Consider the following 17760-nt stretch of genomic DNA (forward strand, 5'->3'; position numbering starts at 1 on the left):
GGGCCGATGCGCGACCCAATCTGCCAGCTGACCTGCGCAGCTATGAATTGCGTGAGCTTGCCCGGGCAACGTCCAGCGTCTGGCGGTTGGCCGCCATGCCGGCCAGCGCGGCGGCCATCAATCCCGCCGAGGCGGTGAGCATCAGCGCGACGCTGCGCTCATACAGGAGTCCGCCCGCCAGCGACCCGGCCATGATGCCCACCTGGAACGCCGTCACGTACAGGCCCGACGCGCCGTCGGGGTCGTCGGCGCCGCTGCGCATCGCCGCGGACTGCAACATCGGCGACACGGCGGTGGCCATCGCGCCCCACAGCACGATCGCGCCCGTCCCGATCAGCACCATCGAGTAGTGGGCCGCGGCGGGTGCGCCGCCGAACGCGAGCGCGGCCAGCACCACGAACGCGACGGTCAAGCCCGCCATGCACAGAATGACGGCGCCCTTCGGCCGCCGGTCCATGGACCGCGCCACCAACCCCACGGCGATCACCCCGGCGGCGCCGTAGGCGGCCAGCACCCAGGCGACGGTCGGCCCGCGCACGCCGACCACGTCGCGGATGATCACCACGATGTAGGTGTAGGACACGAAATGGCCGGTGACGCCGACCATGGTGATCAGGCTGACGACGATCAGCGCGCGGTTGCGGTGGTGTCGCGCCCGCGGACCCACACACTTGAGCTGGTCGGCGGACAGCACCATCTCGGGCAGCAAAAGCCAGGCCGCCACGGTGACCACGGCCGCGGCGACCGTGACGCAGACCGCGGCCAGCCGCCAGCCCCACATCAGGCTCATGGCGGCCGTGAGCGGGCTGCCGATCACCAGCGCCAGGCTGGTTCCGACGTAGATCGACATCGTGGCGCGTCCGGCATGGCTCGGCGGGACCAGCCGGGTGGCGATCGGGGCGATCACCGACCACAGCAAACCGTGGGTGACCGCGCACAGCACCCGCCCGACGGCCAGCACCGCGAAGTTGGGCGCCAGCGCCGAGATGAGTTGCGAGACGGTCAGGCAGACCAGGCTGAACATCAACGCGCGACGGCGCGGCCAGTGCGCGGTCCAGCGCACCAGGGGGAACGTCGACAGGGCCGCCACCAGCGCATACCACGACAGCAGGGTGCCGACCAGGACCACGCTGACGTGCAGGTTGCGGGCGATCGCCGACAGCGCCCCCACGGGCAGGATTTCGGCCGTGACATAGGTGAAGGCCGCCGCGGCCAGCACGGCGAGCTGCGCGGCGACCCGTGGCGTCCACGTTCGCGCGGCAGTGTTGGCGGCTTGCACAGTCATGGCGGTCATCGGTCGGGTACGCGATCAGCCGGTCAACGCCGCCGGCGAGATCGCGCTGCACCTAACCGTACGCACCGCAACAAGAGGTTCGCGCGTTTGCGGTTTCAACACGCCCAGCAACAAATTCGACGGTCAGGAACGAACGAGGCGCGCGATGGCGGCGGAGGCCTCGGCCAGCTTGTCGTGGGCCGTTCCGGAGGCGTCACCGCCGCCCTCGGCGACGGCACGGGTGACGCAGTGGCTCAGGTGTTCGTCGAGCAAATTCAGCGCCACCGAGCGCAGCGCGCTGTTGGCCGCGCTGATCTGGGTCAGGACGTCAATGCAGTATTTGTCTTCCTCGATCATGCGCGCGATGCCGCGCACCTGGCCCTCGATGCGCCGCAGCCGTTTGGCGTAGTTGTCCTTCTGCTGCGAATATCCGTGTGCACTCGTCACCCTTCGAGCCTACCCCATACCCCGATGGGGTATGACCCGCGCGTTTGCGGGCGCGACGTGCCCGGCATACTTGCACGATGGCCACAACCACCGATTCGGCGCCCGCTTTAGGGGACGCCGACATCAAACCCCGTAGTCGTGACGTCACCGACGGCCTGGAGAAGGCCGCCGCCCGCGGCATGCTGCGGGCGGTAGGCATGGGCGACGAGGACTTCGCCAAGCCGCAGATCGGCGTCGCGTCGTCGTGGAACGAGATCACGCCGTGCAACCTGTCCCTGGACCGGCTCGCCAAGGCCGTCAAGGAAGGGGTGTTCGCGGCCGGCGGCTACCCGCTGGAGTTCGGCACGATCTCGGTGTCCGACGGCATCTCGATGGGCCACGAGGGGATGCACTTCTCGCTGCCGTCACGAGAGTTGATCGCCGACAGCGTCGAGACCGTGATGCAGGCCGAGCGGCTGGACGGTTCGGTGCTGCTGGCGGGCTGCGACAAGTCGCTGCCCGGCATGCTGATGGCCGCCGCGCGACTGGACCTGGCCTCGGTGTTCCTCTACGCCGGCTCCATCCTGCCCGGCGTGGCCAAGCTGTCCGACGGCAGCGAGCGCGAGGTCACCATCATCGACGCGTTCGAGGCGGTGGGGGCGTGCGCCCGCGGGCTGATGCCGCGCGAGGACGTCGACGCCATCGAGCGCGCGATCTGCCCCGGCGAGGGCGCATGCGGCGGCATGTACACCGCCAACACCATGGCCTGTTCCGCCGAGGCGCTCGGAATGTCGTTGCCGGGCAGCGCGGCACCACCGGCGACCGACCGCCGCCGCGACGGGTTCGCGCGCCGCAGCGGGCAGGCCGTCATCGAGCTGCTGCGGCGCGGCATCACCGCCCGCGACATCCTCACCAAGGAGGCGTTCGAGAACGCGATCTCGGTGGTGATGGCGTTCGGCGGCTCGACCAACGCGGTGCTGCACCTGCTGGCCATCGCCCACGAGGCCGACGTCGCTTTGTCGCTCGACGACTTCAGCCGGATCGGATCGAAGGTGCCGCACCTGGCCGACGTCAAACCTTTTGGTCGTCATGTGATGTTTGACGTCGACCACATCGGCGGGGTTCCCGTGATCATGAAGGCGCTGCTGGATGCCGGCCTGCTGCACGGTGACTGCTTAACCGTAACCGGCCAGACCATGGCCGAAAACCTGTCGGCCATCGCGCCGCCCGACCCGGACGGCAAGGTGCTGCACGCCCTGGACGACCCGATCCACCCGACGGGCGGCATCACCATTCTGCGCGGTTCGCTGGCTCCCGACGGTGCCGTGGTCAAGACGGCCGGCCTGGAGTCCGACGTGTTCGAGGGCACCGCAAGGGTTTTCGACGGCGAGCGGGCAGCGCTGGACGCCCTCGAGGACGGCACGATCGCCAAGGGCGACGCCGTGGTGATCCGCTACGAAGGCCCCAAGGGCGGCCCCGGGATGCGCGAAATGCTCGCCATCACCGGCGCCATCAAGGGCGCGGGGCTCGGCAAGGACGTTCTGCTGCTGACCGACGGCCGGTTCTCCGGCGGCACCACCGGCTGCTGCGTGGGACACATCGCGCCGGAGGCGGTCGACGGCGGGCCGATCGCGTTACTGCGCGACGGCGATCGGATCCGGCTCGACGTCGCCGGCCGCACACTCGACGTGCTGGCCGACCCCGTCGAATTCGAATCCCGGCGAAAGGATTTCGCTCCTCCCCCGCCGCGCTACCAGACCGGCGTGCTGGCCAAGTACGTCAAGTTGGTCAGCTCGGCGGCGATCGGCGCGGTCTGCGGCTGATCTTCCTTTGGCGCCCTATGGCGCCCTTTGGCGCGAGCGTGCGTGTTTGCACACGACACGCCGCCTCACGGTGGCATTCTGCGCACGCTCGCGGCAAAGGGGGGGTGGCGCCAAGGGGGTTGGGGTTAGGCCGCGGCGCGCGTGCGCATGCCGAAGTAGGTGGCGGTCACGCCCAGAAGGGTCACCACCGCACCCGCGACGACGTTCGACCAGATCATGCCGGCGGTCAGCGCGAGGCCCGGCAGAATCCACGGCGAGAAGACGATCCACAGGCCGAGAACCGGCAGCGTCCACGTCATACCGTGCGTGCGGTCCAGTGCCGTCGCGAACCCGTACGCCAAGATCGCGACCGCGATCCCGGCGATGACGTCGCAGCGGGCAAGGCCTCTGGTCGCGCTGAACCCGACGATCCACGGTGAGGCCGCCACATACAGGCCCGTCAGCAGAGCCAGGCCGAAGGTGACGTGCGCGCCCATCGACTCGGCGGCGCGCTCGTAGCCGGCGCGTAGAGCCAACAAGTCGGGGTGGTGATCGATTGATGAATGGACTGTACTCATTTTGTGACCTTTCTGTTATGCGGCAACCCCGTTGCGCAACAAGCACTATGGGCTCGCCGCAACCCATCCATCTGCCGTCAAGGCTACGCCCGCCACCGCAGGCCAGCAACGAAAATCGGGCCCGCTACCGCAACACCCCTCTTTGGCGCGAGCGTGCGTGTTTGCACACGACACGCCGCCTCACGGTGGCATTCTGCGCACGCTCGCGGCAAGGGGGGTGGAGTTGGGGCCCGCTACCGCACCACCGCGAGCGCAAAGCCGTCCCACTCCTTGGCCCCGACGGTCTGGATGACCGCCGTGTCCAGCCGCGGGTGCTCGCCCATCGCCTGCAGGGCCTGGCGCGTGGCCCGCACCCTGGCGTCGTCGCACTCCGGCTCGAGGATCTTGCCCTCACGAATGACGTTGTCCAGCACGATGACTGAGCCGGGACGGGCCAGCCGGACCGCCCACTCCAGGTACGCGACATTGTTCTCTTTGTCGGCGTCGATGAAGACCAGGTCGAAGGGGTCGCCGGTCAGCGTCGGCAACGTGTCCAGCGCGGCGCCGACCAGCACCTCGACGCGGTCGGCCACGCCGGCCCGCTGCAGGTTGGCCCGCGCGACCTCGGCGTGCCTGGGCTCGTATTCCAGCGTCACGACCCGGCCCTGCGGGCCCGCGCCGCGCGCCAACCAGATGGTGCTGAAGCCGCCCAGCGTGCCGATCTCGAGGATGCGGCGCGCCCCAATCGCCCCGGCCAGCAGGGACAGGAACTTGCCCTGCTGCGCCGAGACGGCGATCTGGGGCAACCCCGCCGCGTCGCTGGCCTCTCGCGCCGCGGCCAGTGCCGGATCGTCGCCAATCACGGTGCTGTCCAAGAATGCGTCGACGTCCTGGGGGGTTGGTTTCTCGGTCATAGGCCAACGGTAGCCCGGCGCGCCGATGGGCGCCCCGCCGGCCGTTTACCTGATACCCGTATGGGGTATATAGTGAGGGCGTGGTCAAACCACGGCACTGAGAGTCCACGACAGGAATGAGGGTGATTCGACATGGCAAACTACGACACAGGAGCGCTGCTCACCTGCGGCCACAAGGGCTGCGGATGTCGCGTTCGCATCGAGGTTCCCTGCCACTGCTCCGGCGCGGCCGAGTCGTACCGCTGCACGTGCGGCGATGAGCTGTCGCCCGTCGAGTAGGCCCGGAACGCCGGTCGTGCGTTCGGGCCATGCCGATCAGCGCCCGAACGCACGGCCGGCCAGCTCGACCCCGGCCGCCAGCCGCCACGCGGCCGCCGAGGCGCCCACGGCCACCGTGTAGCCGCCCGGTGCGATGCGCCAGGTGTTCGCGTCGTAGCGGGCCAGCAGGCGGGGATCCGCCTCGATGGTCACCCGGCGCGTGGCGCCCGGTTCCAGCTCGACCCGCTCGAATCCCAGCAACCGCAGGCGTTGCTCGCCGGGGGCCGCGGTCAGATACAGCTGCGGGACGTCGGCGCCGCCGCGGTCGCCGACGTTGACGACGCTGAAGCTGGCGGTGACGGTGTCACCGCCGTCGACGACCAGGTCGCGGTACTCAAAACCGGTGTAGGACAGGCCATGCCCGAACGCGAACAGCGGTTCCTGGCCGCTCGCCGCGAACCAGCGGTAGCCGACGTCGGCCCCCTCGAAGTAGTCGATCGTGGTCGGCGTCCCCCACGGCGCGCCGAGGTCGGGCAGCTCCGGGCGCGGGGTCTGGCCGAGATCGGCCGGGAAGGTGATCGGCAGCCGGCCCGACGGGTTCACCTGGCCGGCAAGGACTTCCGCGATGGCGCGGCCACCGGCCTGACCCGGATACCACGCCTGCACGACGGCGTTCACCGAGCCCAGCCACGGCATGGCCACCGGGTTGCCGGTCTCCAGCACCACGACCGTGTTCGGGTTCGCGGCGGACACCGCGGCGATCAGCGCGTCCTGGCCCCACGGCAGCGAGAGGTCGGCGCCGTCAAAGCCCTCCCCTTCGGCGCGGAGCGCGAACACGATCGCGACGTCGGCCCGCCGCGCGGCCCGCGCGGCCTCGGCCGGGCCGACGCCGGGATCGAATTCGATGTGCGCGTGGGGAAGTTGCTTTCGCAGCTCATCGAGCGGGCTCGACGGCAGCACGTACAGATTCCGCAGGCCGGCCTCCAGGCCGGGGCCGCCGATCGGGACCACGGCCGCATAGCCGCCCGGCGGAACGACGGCGCTCGAGCCGTAACCGGCCGCCACGCCCAGGTGGGCGTGGCCGCCGATGACGGCGATGCGCGCGGTCGACTCGCGCCCCAGGGGCAGCACCCCGCGATTGGTCAGCAGCACGATGCCCTGCCGCGCGATCTGCAACGCAATCGCGTTGTGCGCGTCCATGTTCGGCGCGGGCGCGGCATCGGACCGGTCGATTCCGACCGCGAACATCGACCGCAGTATCCGCCGGACCATGTCAGACAGGCGTTCCGGCGGCAGCCTGCCGTCGGCGTGGGCGGCCCGCAGGCTCCCGCCGAACGCCTCCGACCCCCACAGCAGCGCGTCGAGCTGCGCGCCGCACTCCTGGTCGAGGCCACCCAACGCGCACTCCCAGGACGGCGTCGCGCCCCAATCCGACATCACCCAACCGCGGTATCCCCAGGCGCCTTTCAGCACCCCGTTGAGCAAGTCGTCGTTCGCGGCGGCGTAGTCGCCGTTGACCTTGTTGTAGGCCGTCATCACGGCGCCGGGCCGCGAGCGCTCGATGGCCATCTCGAAGGCCAGCAGGTCGGATTCGCGGTGCGCGTCGGGATCGATGACCGCGTCCAAAAAGTGCCGGTTGGTCTCGTTGCAGTTCAACGAGTAGTGCTTGACGGTCGAAATGACGCCCTGCCGCTGTATCCCGTTGACCGACTCCGCGGCCATCGTCGCGGTCAAAAGCGGGTCCTCGGAAAGGTATTCGAAGTTGCGGCCGTTGCGCGGGTCGCGCGCGAGGTTCATCGCGCCCGCGAGCTGCACGTTGAACCCGCGGCCGCGCGCCTCCCGGCCGATCACCTCGCCGGCGGCGCGGGCCAGCGACGGGTCGAAGCCGGCGGCCAGCGCCAGTCCCGCCGGCAGCGCCGTGGCCGTGTCACCCGGGCGGTAGCCGGGGTTGGTGACGCCAAGGCCGGCGTCGCTCATCAGCAACGCCGGCACCCCGAGCCGCGGAACCCCGGGCACGTACCCGGCGCTCATCGGGACGCCCGGCGGGATGCGTGGATCGCGCACCGGCCACATGTCGCCGGCCCCCATCACCCCGATCAAGCAGCGAGAACCGCTCGTCGTCGGTCATCCGGGTTTCGACGTCGCGCGCCCGCGCGTCCGGGTCGTCCAGTTCGCTCATCGCACACCCTCTTTGGCGTAGACGACGCGCAGCACGTGGCCGAGTTCCGGCCCCATCACCAGCTCCGCCAACTCGCAGATCGTCGCGACGAACTCCGGACCGTGCGGCGGCTGCGCCCCACAGAGGTGATGCGCCACCTCATGGAGCACCACCAGCTCGCGCAGCGCCCAGTCGGCGGCACCGCGGTCGGGAACCGCGATAACGCCCGCACCGTCGTGGCTTTCGTAGTGCGCCGCGGTGGTGGCACGCCGCGCCCGCACCCGCAGCGGCGGCGTCCCCGGCCACCGTCGCCGCACCGCCGGCAGCGCGAGCACGTCGTCGACATAGCGCTGCACCGACGCGACCGACCCGAATCGCCCCTCGGGGGGAAGGGTCAACTGTGCGCCGAAGAAATCCACGACGGGTGATCCGTGCTCGGCGGCGCGGTCGAACAGCGTCCGGACGAATTCCTCGGCCGCATAGACCCTGGAGCGCTGCGAATCGCGGGCCTGAGTCACCGGCGCAATGCGTCCCGCGCCCCGGGCAGCTCGGGGCTGTTCTGCAGCCGCGCGCGCCGGCCGGCCCGGTCGCCCGCGCGCCGCGCCGCCGACGAATACCCGGCCGTGGCGCTGGTGGCCCGCCAGGTGCCGCGCGCCCTCGACGCGCCGCGATAGTAGTCGCGCAGCTCGATCTCCTTGTCCCGCAAGGCGATCGCGGTGCCCGGCGGGCGACCTCGGTCCTTGGTGGCCTCCCGCGTGGCCTGCTCGCGGGCCTCGGCCAGCCGCTGACCGACGCGGGCGCCGAACGCGAGCTGGAAGTTGAGCCGCGCGGTGATCGTCGGCGTGGGCCGGTGCGCGCCCGACGCCAGGTAGGCGTCCGACGCCCGCACCATCTGGACGACCAGGCTGGCGTACAGGGCGTGGGTCGCGTCGATGTCCTCGGCGAACCCGTACGCATAGAGGAACGTCGAGTTCGACGCCACGTCGCAGCGCACGTCGTTGGCCGCCGCGATCAGCACGAAAAGCTGCACATACGTCCGCAGCCCCCTGCTGCCCGCGGTCCCGATGGTGACGGTCCGCTGGGACGGGGCCTGCGTCGGCGAGCGGCTGGCCGCGTGCGAGCGCGCCACCGCCAGGTCGATGGAGGCCGCCGTCGCCAGCCGCTGCGCGGCGCTCAGGAAGGCGTCGGCCTCGTGCGGGTTGTCGGTGCCCTCGGCCTGGCGCAGCAGCGCGCCGATGCGGGCGAGCATCTTGTCGTCGGTCATCTGCGCCGCTCCTCCCCGTTGCTTCGCGCCGCATCGTCGCCGGCGTCGGTCATCTGCGCCGCTCCTCCCCGTTGCTTCGCGCCGCATCGTCGCCGGCGCGGGTCATGGCGCCAAACTACGGGAGCGGTACGACACGTCGTTCATCGCAGGTCAGAGCCGCTTCACGATCCAGGAGACCACGTCGGCCAGCACCTGGTCGCGCTCCGGCTCGTTGAAGACCTCGTGGTACAGGCCGGGGTAGACCTTCAGCGCGACATCGGTGGACCCGACGCAGTCGACCAGGCGGCGGCTGCCGGCGACGGGGATGAGCCGGTCGTCGGAGCCGTGCACCACCAGCAGCGGCGCGGTCAACGCCGGCGCCCGCTGCGGCATGGTCTCGCCGACCTGCAGCAGCGCGCGCCCGACGCCGGCCGGGACCTTCCCGTGGTACACCAGCGGATCGGCCTTGTAGGCCGCCACCACCGCGGGATCCCGCGAGATCGCGTCGACGTCGAGCTCCTGCACGGGCAGGCCGGGCACGAGGACGCCGAGCACCTTGGCGGCGAGCACCATCAGCGGCGAGACCAGATCCTGGGCCGCCACCGCCGGCGCCGACAGCACCATCATGTCGTAGTTGTCCGGGCGCTCGACGCCGTAGGCGAACACGATCCCGCCGCCCATGCTGTGCCCGAGCACGACGCACTTGAGGCCGGGGTGCTCCCGGGTGGCGATCCCGACCAGGGTGTCGAAATCGCCCGTGTACTCGGAGATGTCCCGCACCAGCATCCGCTTGCCGCCCGAGCGGCCGTGCCCGCGGTGGTCCAGCGCGTAGGTGACCAGCCCCGCGTCGCCGAAGCACCGCGCGACGTGGTCGTAGCGGCGGGCGTATTCGCCGAGGCCGTGCGACAGCACGACCACCGCCCGCGGCGCGATGTGCGGCGTCCACACGTCGTAGACGATGCGCACGCCGCCGACGCCGTCGAAACTCCGTTCGGTGCGGGTAGTCATCAAGGGGCAGCGTATCGGCTCCTGGAGCGCCACCGTCAGAGGCGGTGCGTAGGCTCGTTCGGGTGAGCGTGCCGGCAGAAAGCTCCGACCGGGATTTCTCCGCCCATGCCGAGCCCTACCGCCGCGAATTGCTCGCGCACTGCTATCGGATGACCGGGTCGCTGCACGACGCCGAGGATCTGGTGCAGGAGACGCTGCTGCGGGCCTGGAAGGCCTACGGCCGCTACGAAGGCAGGTCGTCGATGCGGACTTGGTTGCACCGCATCGCCACCAACGCCTGCCTGACGGCGCTGGAGGGACGGCAGCGCCGCCCGCTGCCGACGGGGCTCGGGGCGTCCAGCTCCGACCCGACCGCGGAGCTGGTGGAACGCCCCGAGGTGCCCTGGCTGGAGCCGCTGCCGGAGTTGGCGGACCAGCCGGCCGCGGCCATGTACATGCGCGCGGGCGACGCGCACCTGCCCTTTCAGTTGCACGTGCTGGACATGCGCGCCGACGGGGTGTCGCGCGTGGTGGCGTTCCTCGACGACACGTTGTTCGCCAAATTCGGTCTGCCGGAGTCGCTATGACCGAATCCCCCGTCGTCACGCCCGCGCCCGGCAAGCCGGTTCTGCTGTTGGGCGCCTTCGACATTGACGGCGTCGGCTATCGCGCCGAGGAGTTCTTCGTCTCCGGCACGGCCTCGTGCTACGCCCCGGTCGGGGAGCAGGGCGCCGACGGTCGCTGGGACGTGACGCGTTCCGGCGCAGCCGATTACACCACCAGGGCGATGGCGCTGACCCCGGCGGATCGCGCACGGTTCAATGGGACCGCGCTGGTCGAGTGGCTCAACGTGAGCGGCGGCCTGGACGCCCCGGCCGTCTGGATGATGGCGCACCGCGAAATACTGCGCGCGGGCTACGCCTACGTCGCGGTCTCGGCCCAGAAGGTCGGCGTGGACGGCGGCGCGAATCTGCTCGGGATCGACCTGTCCCTCAAGAGCCAGGATCCGACACGATACGCGAGCCTGAACCACCCGGGCGACGCCTTCGCCTTCGACATCTTCTCCCAGATCGGCGAGATCGTCAGGGACGCGGGCATTCTGGGCGAGCTGCGCCCGCAACACGTCGTCGCCATCGGCGAGTCCCAATCGGCGGTGTTCCTCACCACCTACATCAACGCCGTCGATCCGCTCGCCCAGGTCTACGACGGCTTCCTCGTGCATTCGCGATTCGGGCCGGCCGCCCCACTGGACGGCATTTCGTTGATCGAAGGACTCGAATCGTCGGCCGGGTCGCAGGCGGCGGTGAAGTACCGTCGCGACCTGCGCGTCCCGCTGATCACGATCATCACCGAGACGGACCTTTTCGGCCGCGTGCCGCTGGGCTATTACTTTGCGCGGCAACCCGACAACGAGTGGTTGCGGGTCTGGGAGATCCCGGGCGCCGCGCACGCCGACAACTACACCATTCAGGTGGCGCCGATCGACTCGGGCTCGGCGCCGCTCGACGACATCGTGGCGGCCTACGCGCCGACCGAGCTGCTGATGGGTCAGCAGCTCGGCCACTTCATCAACTTCGCGCCGCAACACCACTACGTCGTGCAGGCCGCGCTCGCCGCGCTGACCAAGTGGGTCCGAACCGGCGAGCCGGCCCCCACCGCCGCGCCCATCGCGGTGCGCGAAATCGACCACCCCCGGCCTCTTCTCGATTCCCACGGCCTCGCCGAGGGCGGCATCCGGACCCCGTGGGTGGACGTGCCGATCGCCCGGACATCCGGCGTCACCGACGACGAGAGCATCATGTCCATGCTCTTCGGCTCCGGCGAACCCTTCGACGCCGCGACGCTGCGCCGGCTCTACCCGGGCGGCGCCGGAGAGTACCTCGAGCGGTTCACGGCCGCGCTCGACGAGGCGATCGACGCGGGCTTCATCCTGCCGGCCGATCGCGCCGAGATCCTGCTGCTGGCCGCGGCGACGTACCCCGGCGGTTAGAACAGCCGGCTGTCCGGCGACGGCCCGGGCACCGGGCGCACCAGGCCGGCGCCGGTGACCAGCGGGAGGTCCAGCGCCGACAGCAGACCGGGCGGGGCCGCGCACACCGCGGGGATGGCGTTGACCATCCGCGACGCGCCGGCGATGCGCGCGCCCAGATCGTGGTCGTGGTCCTCGGCCATCTCGAATTCGCAACGCATGCTGGGGGATCCCTCGATCTCGACGCGATAGAGACCCCGGCCGGTCGCCGACCCGTAGCCCAGGTCCTTGGGCTCGATGCAGATGTGCGGCTGCGGCCAGTCCGGGGCGATGTCGTCGCGCATGCGCGTCACATGGTCGAGGACGAAGGTCGGCTTGCCGCCGACGTAACCGGTCAGCGTCGAACGCATCGCCGCGATCGTCCCGGCCTCGATGTGACCCGTTGGCGTGTCGAAGGATTCGGGCGCCGGGACGCGTTCGTTGCTCTCCTCGATGTTGTCGATCGCGACGCCCAGCCCGGCGGCCAGCTGGTGCAGCACGGGCCCCCAGCCGAAGGTGAATATTCCCGGCTGGGCCGCGAAAGCCTGGTACTCCGGCGGCTGCCCGAATCCGAGGATCTCGTAGACGGCGGACTTGTCCGGATAGGTGGCGTAGTTGAACATCTCCGTCACCCGCACCGAGTCTACGACCCGGGAGACGCCGGTAAGCACCAGCGGCAGAACGTCATTGGCGAATCCGGAGTCGATGCCGGTGGTAAAGAACGACGCACCGCCGTCCAGCGCGGCCCGTCGCAGCGGATCGGTGAACGCGCCGTCGACGGCGTCCGGGAAGACCAGCGGCACCACCGAACACGACACCACGTTCTTCCCGGCCCGCAGGATCGACACCATGTCCTCGACCGCCTCCAGCGGGCGCAGGTTGGCGCCGGCGGCATACACCACCGCGTCGGCGTCCCCGGCGAGCATCGCCGCCGGACCCTGGGTGGCCACCACCCCGACCGGCGCGATGCCGCACAGCTCCCCCGCGTCGCGGCCCGCCTTGGCGTCGCTGTGCACGACGACGTCGACGAGCTCCAGCCGCGGGTGGTCGATCACCCCGCGCAGGGCGATCACGCCCATCGAACCGGGACCCCAAACTCCCACCTTGAACACCAAAGTCTCCTAATATTAGGACGTATATTCTGAGATTTTGGACGGATCGTAAGGAGGTGGTCGTGGCCACGTCAACCGCCAAGCCGACCGCCAGGCCGACCGCCCCGTCGGCCGCCAAGTCGCCGCCCACCGCCCGCGTGATGGATGTGCTTGCCGCCCTGGCGGATTCACCGAACGGGCGGGCATCGGCCGAGCTGGCGAAGGTGTGCGGCATCAGCACCTCGACCTGCGCCCTGGTGCTCGCCGAGCTGGAACGCCGCGCCTGGGTGACGCGCCGCGAGGACCGCCGCTACGTGCTGGGCAGCGGGCTGTTCGGCCTGGTGCACGGGCTGCGGACGCAGTTCCCGCTGCTGGATCGCGGGCGCGACGCGCTGCGGTTCCTGCACGACACGCTCGGCGCGGGCTGCTCGATGTCGAGGATCGGCGGCCGGCACCTCACCACCGTCGACGCGGTCGGCCACGCCACCGACGGCGAGCACGCCGTCGGGCAGCGCTTCCCCATCGACCCGCCGTTCGGCCTGGTCGCGATGGCCTGGCGCGACGACGACTCCGTCCAGGCCTGGCTGCACCGCGTGGTGCCGCGGCTGACCCGCGCCGAAATCGCCGAGCACCGGCGGGTGCTCGCCGACATCCGGGCCCGCGGCTACGGCGCATGGCGGTTCGACGACACCCACCGATCGCTGCACCACCGGCTGGCCGACGTGCTGGCCTCGCTCGAGCCGACCGCGCGGGTGACCCGCCAGCTCACCACCCTGATGACCATGGTGACGCTGCGGTCGGTCACCGACGCGCTCGAAACAGATTTGGCGTCAACGGAATTCGTCGTGCTGCCGATTTTCGGGCCGGACGGCCAGCCGGAATACCAGATCGAGATCCACCTGGGCCGCTCGGCCGCGCTGACCCTGCCCGCGCTCGACGCCGCGCTGCGGCACGCGCAGGGACTGCTCGCCGCCGGGGCGGGCCATTAGGCTGGGCCCATGCCTGCCACCGTGGAGGTTCGGCGCGCGGCCGACAGGGCGGTCACCACCACGCCGTGGCTGAACTCCCGGCATTCGTTCTCGTTCGGCGACCACTACGACCCGGACAACACCCACCACGGCCTGCTGCTGGTCAACAACGACGACCGGGTGGGGCCGGACGCGGGTTTCGACACGCACCCACACCGCGACATGGAGATCGTGACCTGGGTGCTGCGGGGCGAGCTGACGCACCGGGATTCGGCCGGCAATCACGGGGTGATCTATCCCGGTCTGGCGCAACGCATGTCGGCGGGCAGCGGAATCCTGCACTCGGAGAAGAACGGTTCGGCCACCGAGCCGGTCCATTTCGTGCAGATGTGGGTGGTCCCCGACGAGGCCGCCATCCCGCCGAGCTACCAACAGCACGAGATCGGCGGGGACCTGTCGGGCGGCGGCCTGGTGACCGTCGCCTCGGGCCTGCCCGGGCGGGACGCGGCCATCGCCCTGCACAACCGCAACGCCGCGCTGCACGCCGCCCGGCTGCGGCCCGGCGACGCGGTGGGCCTGCCCCCGGCGCCCTACCTGCACCTGTTCGTCGCGCGCGGCCGGGTCACCCTGGAGGGCGTCGGTGACCTGGACGAGGGCGACGCGGTCCGGTTCACCGACGCCGACGGGCGGCGGGTGACGGCCGGGGAGCCCTCGGAACTGCTGGTCTGGGAGATGCACGCAAAGCTGGGCGACTGAGATTGCATAGAGTGGGCACGACAGACAGGAGCCCGCATGTCTCAAACGCAGCCGCGGCACGCGGCGCCGAACCCCAAGCGGAACATCAAGGCGGTGCGGACCGTGCGGTTCTGGGCGCTGCCCGTCGTCGTCACGCTGGCCCTGATGTCGGCGCTGTGCGCGCTCTACCTCGGGGGCATCCTGAACCCGATGACCAACCTGCGGCACTTCCCCGTCGCCGTGGTGAACGAGGACGCCGGACCGTTCGGGGCGCAGATCGCCGACGGCCTGGTCGCCGGGCTGGACAAGAACAAGTTCGACGTCCGGGTGGTTTCCCACGGCGAGGCGCGGCGACTGCTGGACACGGCCCAGGTGTACGGGGAGGCCGTCATACCGCCGACCTTCTCGTCCAACCTGCGTGAGTTCGGGGCCAGCGCGGTCGCGCCGGAGCGCGCGGCCCGGCCCTCGATCACGATCTCGACGAACCCGCGGGCGGGCACACTCGGTTCCAGCATCGCCGGCCAGACCCTGACCCAGGTGATCGCCGTCGCGAACGGCAAAGTGGGCCAACGACTTACGGCCGACGTCGCGGCCGAGACGGGCGGCGCGCCGCTGACCGGAGCCTCGGCGCTGGGTCTTGCCAACCCGATCGAGGTCAAGGCCACCGTGTACAACCCGCTGCCGAACGGCACCGGCAACGGGCTGTCGGCGTTCTATTACGCGCTGTTGCTGCTGCTGGCCGGTTTCACCGGCAGCGTGGTGGTCAGCACGCTGGTGGACGCGCTGCTCGGCTACGTGCCGGCTGAATGGGGCCCGGTGTACCGGTTCGCCGAGCAGGTGAAGATCTCGCGTTTCCAGACGCTGCTGCTCAAGTGGGCCATCATGGTGCTGCTGGGGCTGCTGACGTCGGCGGTGTACCTGGCGATCGCCGACGGCCTCGGCATGCCCATCCCGCTCGGCTGGCAGCTGTGGCTCTACGGGGTCTTCGCGATCGCCGCGGTCGGCGTCACGTCCAGTTCCCTCATCTCGGTGCTGGGCTCGATGGGCCTGCTGGTCAGCATGTTGATCTTCGTCATCCTCGGATTGCCGTCGGCGGGCGCCACGGTCCCGCTCGAGGCGACGCCGCCGTTCTTTCGCTGGCTGGCCGAATTCGAGCCGATGCACCAGGTGTTCCTGGGCGTGCGGTCGCTGGTGTATCTCGATGGCCGGGCGGACGCCGGCATGTCGCAGGCGTTGTGGCTGACGTCGGTCGGCCTGGTCATCGGCCTGCTGCTGGGCGGGATCATCACGCACCTCTACGACCGCAAGGGTTTCCACCGGATCCCGGGGGCGGCCGAGATGGCGATCGCCGAGGCGCACCAAACGCAACACCAGGCGCGCGCGGGCAAGCGCGAGACGCCAAGCGAGACGCCAAACGAAAGCCTAAGCGAGCAAACGTAATTCGAGTGCCACCCAAGCGTCACGCGTTTGTTATCAAAGTTGACAGTGTGGCCTGTCTGACTGATGCTGTGCATGTTGCATTCACCTCAGCGCCGAAAGGTCCACCGTGCTGACGCCAACCGCCAGCGTGCGCCGGCTGGCGGCCTGCTGCACCGCGGTGGCGGCCTGCGCGGTCCTGTCGGTCACCACCGGACGACCCGTCGCCCACGCCGCCGACGGCCGCGACCTGCTGGCCAACGCCATCAACACCACCAAGGGTTCCTACCTGGTCTACAACTTCGGCGCCGGCCACCCCACGCCGATGCTCAACGCGGGCGGCGGCTGGTACGAGATGAACAACGGCGGCCACCTGATGATCATCAAGAACGCGGCGGGACGCCTGGCGCCGCACCTGCTGGTCGACACCCACCAGGGCAATCAGGCGCGCTGCGAGAACAATCCCCGGGCCCGCACCGGCGAGGGACTGTGGCAGGCATCGGAGATCTACCCGCCGCTGCAGGCGTGGCAGCGGCTGGGGCAGCCGACCATCGCGATCAACGCCAACTTCTTTGACATCCGGCCCCAGCGGGGCGGCTCCTGGCGCCAGACCGGATGCAGCTCGCCGCTGGGCGCCTTCGTCGACAACACCAATGGCCGGGGCCGGGCGAACCAGGCGGTCACCGGCACCGTCGCCTATCCGGGCAAGCAGGGGCTTTCCGGCGGGGGCGAGAGCTGGAGCGCGTTGTCGACGATGATCATGCCGACCGGTGGGGCGCCGTATGTGGTGTGGCCCCGGGCCAAGAACGACTACGACGCGGCCACCCCGGTGGTCCAGGACCTGCTCAACAAGAACGAAAAGTTCGTCGCGGTCTCGGGGATCGGGCTGCTGTCGCCCGGCAACACCGGCCAACTCCACGACGGCGGTCCCAGCGCGGCGCGCACGGCCCTCGCCTACGCGAAGCAGAAGGACGAGATGTACATCTTCGAGGGCGGCAGCTACACCCCGGACAACATCCAGGACCTGTTCCGCGGCCTCGGCAGCGACACCGCGGTCCTGCTCGACGGCGGCGGGTCGTCGGCCATCGTGCTGCGCCGAGACACCGGCGGGATGTGGGCCGGCGCCGGGTCGCCGCGGGGGTCGTGCGACACGCGCGAGGTCCTCTGCGACTCGCGTGAACGGGCGCTGCCCAGCTGGCTGGCGTTCAATTAGCCTTATCCGCAGGGCTTTTGGCCTTGGCGGGCCCGGCCAGGAAGATCAGCAGGCTCAACGCCACCACCGACGCCGCGAGCACGAACACCGGGGCCACGACGAACCGCGACATCGTCGCGCCGACCAGGGCGCCGGCGCACATCGTGAAAACCACGCTGAACCGCAGCTTTTCGCGGGCGCCCGTGCCGCCGGCCAGCCGGCTGTCCAGGCCGAGGCTGACGATCGTCGACGTCAACACCGTGGTGGACAGCTCCTGGATCCCGAACTGGCGGGCGCTCGAGTGCTGCAGGCCGAACGTCGTCGCGAGGATGCCGATCATGATCAGCTTGGTGTTGTCGTGATAGTGCAGCACGCCCGCGCCGGCCATGATCGACAGCGCCACCAGCAGGGCGATTTCCGTTGCCAACACGGTGGTGATCCAGCGCCGCGTCCGCTCACCGAAATGCCGTGACAGCCGGCCGCTGAGGATCGTGGTGCACACGAAGGTGGGCAGGGCCACCGCGACCGCGGTCAGGTCGATGTTGGTCTTCGGGGCCAGCCAGAAGCCGAGGAAGATCACGTTGCCGGTCATGTTGGCCACGAAGACGTGGCCGAGCGCCAGGATGCTGATCGAGTCGGCCAGGCCGGTGGCGAAGGTCAGCAACAGCAACGCCGCGACGGTCATCCGGTCGGACACCGGCGAGTCGACGGACATGGGCTGCAGTATATTTC

At 70.2% G+C, this 17760-nt stretch carries 15 protein-coding genes and 3 pseudogenes; 8 read left to right on the forward strand and 10 right to left on the reverse strand.

From position 1 onward, the window contains the following. Positions 1–40 precede the first annotated feature (40 nt). Both G6N25_RS08415 and ricR read right to left on the reverse strand, forming a co-directional pair. Positions 41–1294 carry an MFS transporter gene (locus tag G6N25_RS08415; RefSeq protein WP_163672409.1) on the reverse strand — a complete coding sequence of 418 codons (1254 nt, stop codon included), beginning with the start codon at positions 1292–1294 and terminating at the stop codon, positions 41–43. A 123-nt stretch (positions 1295–1417) separates the two neighbouring features. Continuing rightward, positions 1418–1720 carry a copper-sensing transcriptional repressor RicR gene (ricR, locus tag G6N25_RS08420; RefSeq protein WP_083075834.1) on the reverse strand — a complete coding sequence of 101 codons (303 nt, stop codon included), beginning with the start codon at positions 1718–1720 and terminating at the stop codon, positions 1418–1420. 77 nt (positions 1721–1797) lie between these two features. Between ricR and ilvD the strand changes: the two genes are divergently transcribed. Next, a complete protein-coding gene (gene ilvD / locus G6N25_RS08425) occupies positions 1798–3522 on the forward strand; it encodes a dihydroxy-acid dehydratase (protein ID WP_083075833.1) in 1725 nt (574 codons plus the stop codon). Positions 3523–3647: 125 nt separating this feature from the next. On the opposite strand, the gene G6N25_RS08430 is transcribed toward ilvD, so the two are convergent. Beyond that, positions 3648–4079, reverse strand: coding sequence for an SPW repeat protein (locus tag G6N25_RS08430; RefSeq protein WP_083075832.1), 432 nt, complete (start codon positions 4077–4079; stop codon positions 3648–3650). Between the two features lie 233 nt (positions 4080–4312). Beyond that, on the reverse strand, positions 4313–4972 hold the full coding sequence (locus tag G6N25_RS08435; RefSeq protein ID WP_083075831.1) for an O-methyltransferase: 660 nt from the start codon (positions 4970–4972) through the stop codon (positions 4313–4315). 116 nt (positions 4973–5088) lie between these two features. On the opposite strand from G6N25_RS08435, the pseudogene mymT reads away from it, so the two are divergent. Next, positions 5089–5251 (forward strand): annotated as a pseudogene (gene mymT / locus G6N25_RS08440) (copper-binding metallothionein MymT). Positions 5252–5287: 36 nt separating this feature from the next. Here the strand turns inward: mymT and G6N25_RS08445 are convergent. The 4 genes and pseudogenes from G6N25_RS08445 to G6N25_RS08460 all read right to left on the reverse strand — a co-directional run bounded on the left by G6N25_RS08445 (position 5288) and on the right by G6N25_RS08460 (position 9639). After that, positions 5288–7400, reverse strand: a pseudogene (locus G6N25_RS08445) (beta-glucosidase). Between the two features lie 5 nt (positions 7401–7405). Next, the gene (locus G6N25_RS08450) at positions 7406–7915 is read right to left on the reverse strand and encodes a TIGR04338 family metallohydrolase (protein ID WP_083075852.1); all 510 of its coding nucleotides are present in this window, start codon (positions 7913–7915) and stop codon (positions 7406–7408) included. Continuing rightward, positions 7903–8652 carry a DUF2786 domain-containing protein gene (locus tag G6N25_RS08455; RefSeq protein WP_083075829.1) on the reverse strand — a complete coding sequence of 250 codons (750 nt, stop codon included), beginning with the start codon at positions 8650–8652 and terminating at the stop codon, positions 7903–7905. Before G6N25_RS08455 ends, G6N25_RS08450 begins: the two co-directional genes overlap by 13 nt. A 150-nt stretch (positions 8653–8802) precedes the next feature. Then, entirely contained in the window at positions 8803–9639 is an 837-nt protein-coding gene (locus G6N25_RS08460) for an alpha/beta hydrolase (RefSeq protein ID WP_083075828.1), read from the reverse strand. Between G6N25_RS08460 and G6N25_RS08465 the strand changes: the two are divergent. Further along, positions 9590–10205 (forward strand): annotated as a pseudogene (locus tag G6N25_RS08465) (sigma-70 family RNA polymerase sigma factor). The gene G6N25_RS08460 and the pseudogene G6N25_RS08465 overlap by 50 nt on opposite strands. After that, a complete protein-coding gene (locus G6N25_RS08470) occupies positions 10202–11608 on the forward strand; it encodes an alpha/beta hydrolase domain-containing protein (RefSeq protein ID WP_083075826.1) in 1407 nt (468 codons plus the stop codon). The pseudogene G6N25_RS08465 and the gene G6N25_RS08470 overlap by 4 nt, the downstream one beginning before the upstream one ends. Here the strand turns inward: G6N25_RS08470 and G6N25_RS08475 are convergent. After that, the gene (locus G6N25_RS08475; protein ID WP_142272782.1) at positions 11605–12738 is read right to left on the reverse strand and encodes an NAD(P)H-dependent amine dehydrogenase family protein; all 1134 of its coding nucleotides are present in this window, start codon (positions 12736–12738) and stop codon (positions 11605–11607) included. The two genes, G6N25_RS08470 and G6N25_RS08475, sit on opposite strands and share 4 nt — an antisense overlap. 140 nt (positions 12739–12878) lie before the next feature. Between G6N25_RS08475 and G6N25_RS08480 the strand changes: the two genes are divergently transcribed. The 4 genes from G6N25_RS08480 (at position 12879) to G6N25_RS08495 (ending at position 17049) form a co-directional block, all read left to right on the forward strand. Continuing rightward, on the forward strand, positions 12879–13706 hold the full coding sequence (locus G6N25_RS08480) for a MarR family transcriptional regulator (RefSeq protein WP_083075850.1): 828 nt from the start codon (positions 12879–12881) through the stop codon (positions 13704–13706). Positions 13707–13715: 9 nt separating this feature from the next. Beyond that, positions 13716–14441, forward strand: coding sequence for a pirin family protein (locus tag G6N25_RS08485; RefSeq protein ID WP_083075824.1), 726 nt, complete (start codon positions 13716–13718; stop codon positions 14439–14441). A 36-nt stretch (positions 14442–14477) separates the two neighbouring features. Then, positions 14478–15860 carry a YhgE/Pip domain-containing protein gene (locus G6N25_RS08490; protein ID WP_083075823.1) on the forward strand — a complete coding sequence of 461 codons (1383 nt, stop codon included), beginning with the start codon at positions 14478–14480 and terminating at the stop codon, positions 15858–15860. A 79-nt stretch (positions 15861–15939) separates the two neighbouring features. Then, positions 15940–17049: a phosphodiester glycosidase family protein gene (locus tag G6N25_RS08495; protein ID WP_142272781.1), complete on the forward strand. Its 1110-nt coding sequence runs from the start codon at positions 15940–15942 to the stop codon at positions 17047–17049. Here G6N25_RS08495 and G6N25_RS08500 read toward each other — a convergent pair. Beyond that, positions 17042–17743 (reverse strand): YoaK family protein, encoded by a 702-nt coding sequence (locus G6N25_RS08500; RefSeq protein WP_083075820.1) that lies wholly within the window; start codon positions 17741–17743, stop codon positions 17042–17044. The genes G6N25_RS08495 and G6N25_RS08500 overlap by 8 nt on opposite strands. Positions 17744–17760 lie beyond the last annotated feature (17 nt).

The sequence above is a fragment of the Mycobacterium heidelbergense genome (assembly GCF_010730745.1).
GTDB lineage: Bacteria > Actinomycetota > Actinomycetes > Mycobacteriales > Mycobacteriaceae > Mycobacterium > Mycobacterium heidelbergense.

Coding starts and splice junctions, on each gene's coding strand:
- G6N25_RS08415 (WP_163672409.1), bottom strand. CDS start 1,294: ATGACCGCCATGACTGTGCAAGCCGCCAACACTGCCGCGCGAACGTGG.
- ilvD (WP_083075833.1), top strand. CDS start 1,798: ATGGCCACAACCACCGATTCGGCGCCCGCTTTAGGGGACGCCGACATC.
- G6N25_RS08430 (WP_083075832.1), bottom strand. CDS start 4,079: ATGAGTACAGTCCATTCATCAATCGATCACCACCCCGACTTGTTGGCT.
- G6N25_RS08435 (WP_083075831.1), bottom strand. CDS start 4,972: ATGACCGAGAAACCAACCCCCCAGGACGTCGACGCATTCTTGGACAGC.
- G6N25_RS08455 (WP_083075829.1), bottom strand. CDS start 8,652: ATGACCGACGACAAGATGCTCGCCCGCATCGGCGCGCTGCTGCGCCAG.
- G6N25_RS08460 (WP_083075828.1), bottom strand. CDS start 9,639: ATGACTACCCGCACCGAACGGAGTTTCGACGGCGTCGGCGGCGTGCGC.
- G6N25_RS08470 (WP_083075826.1), top strand. CDS start 10,202: ATGACCGAATCCCCCGTCGTCACGCCCGCGCCCGGCAAGCCGGTTCTG.
- G6N25_RS08480 (WP_083075850.1), top strand. CDS start 12,879: ATGGATGTGCTTGCCGCCCTGGCGGATTCACCGAACGGGCGGGCATCG.
- G6N25_RS08485 (WP_083075824.1), top strand. CDS start 13,716: ATGCCTGCCACCGTGGAGGTTCGGCGCGCGGCCGACAGGGCGGTCACC.
- G6N25_RS08490 (WP_083075823.1), top strand. CDS start 14,478: ATGTCTCAAACGCAGCCGCGGCACGCGGCGCCGAACCCCAAGCGGAAC.
- G6N25_RS08500 (WP_083075820.1), bottom strand. CDS start 17,743: ATGTCCGTCGACTCGCCGGTGTCCGACCGGATGACCGTCGCGGCGTTG.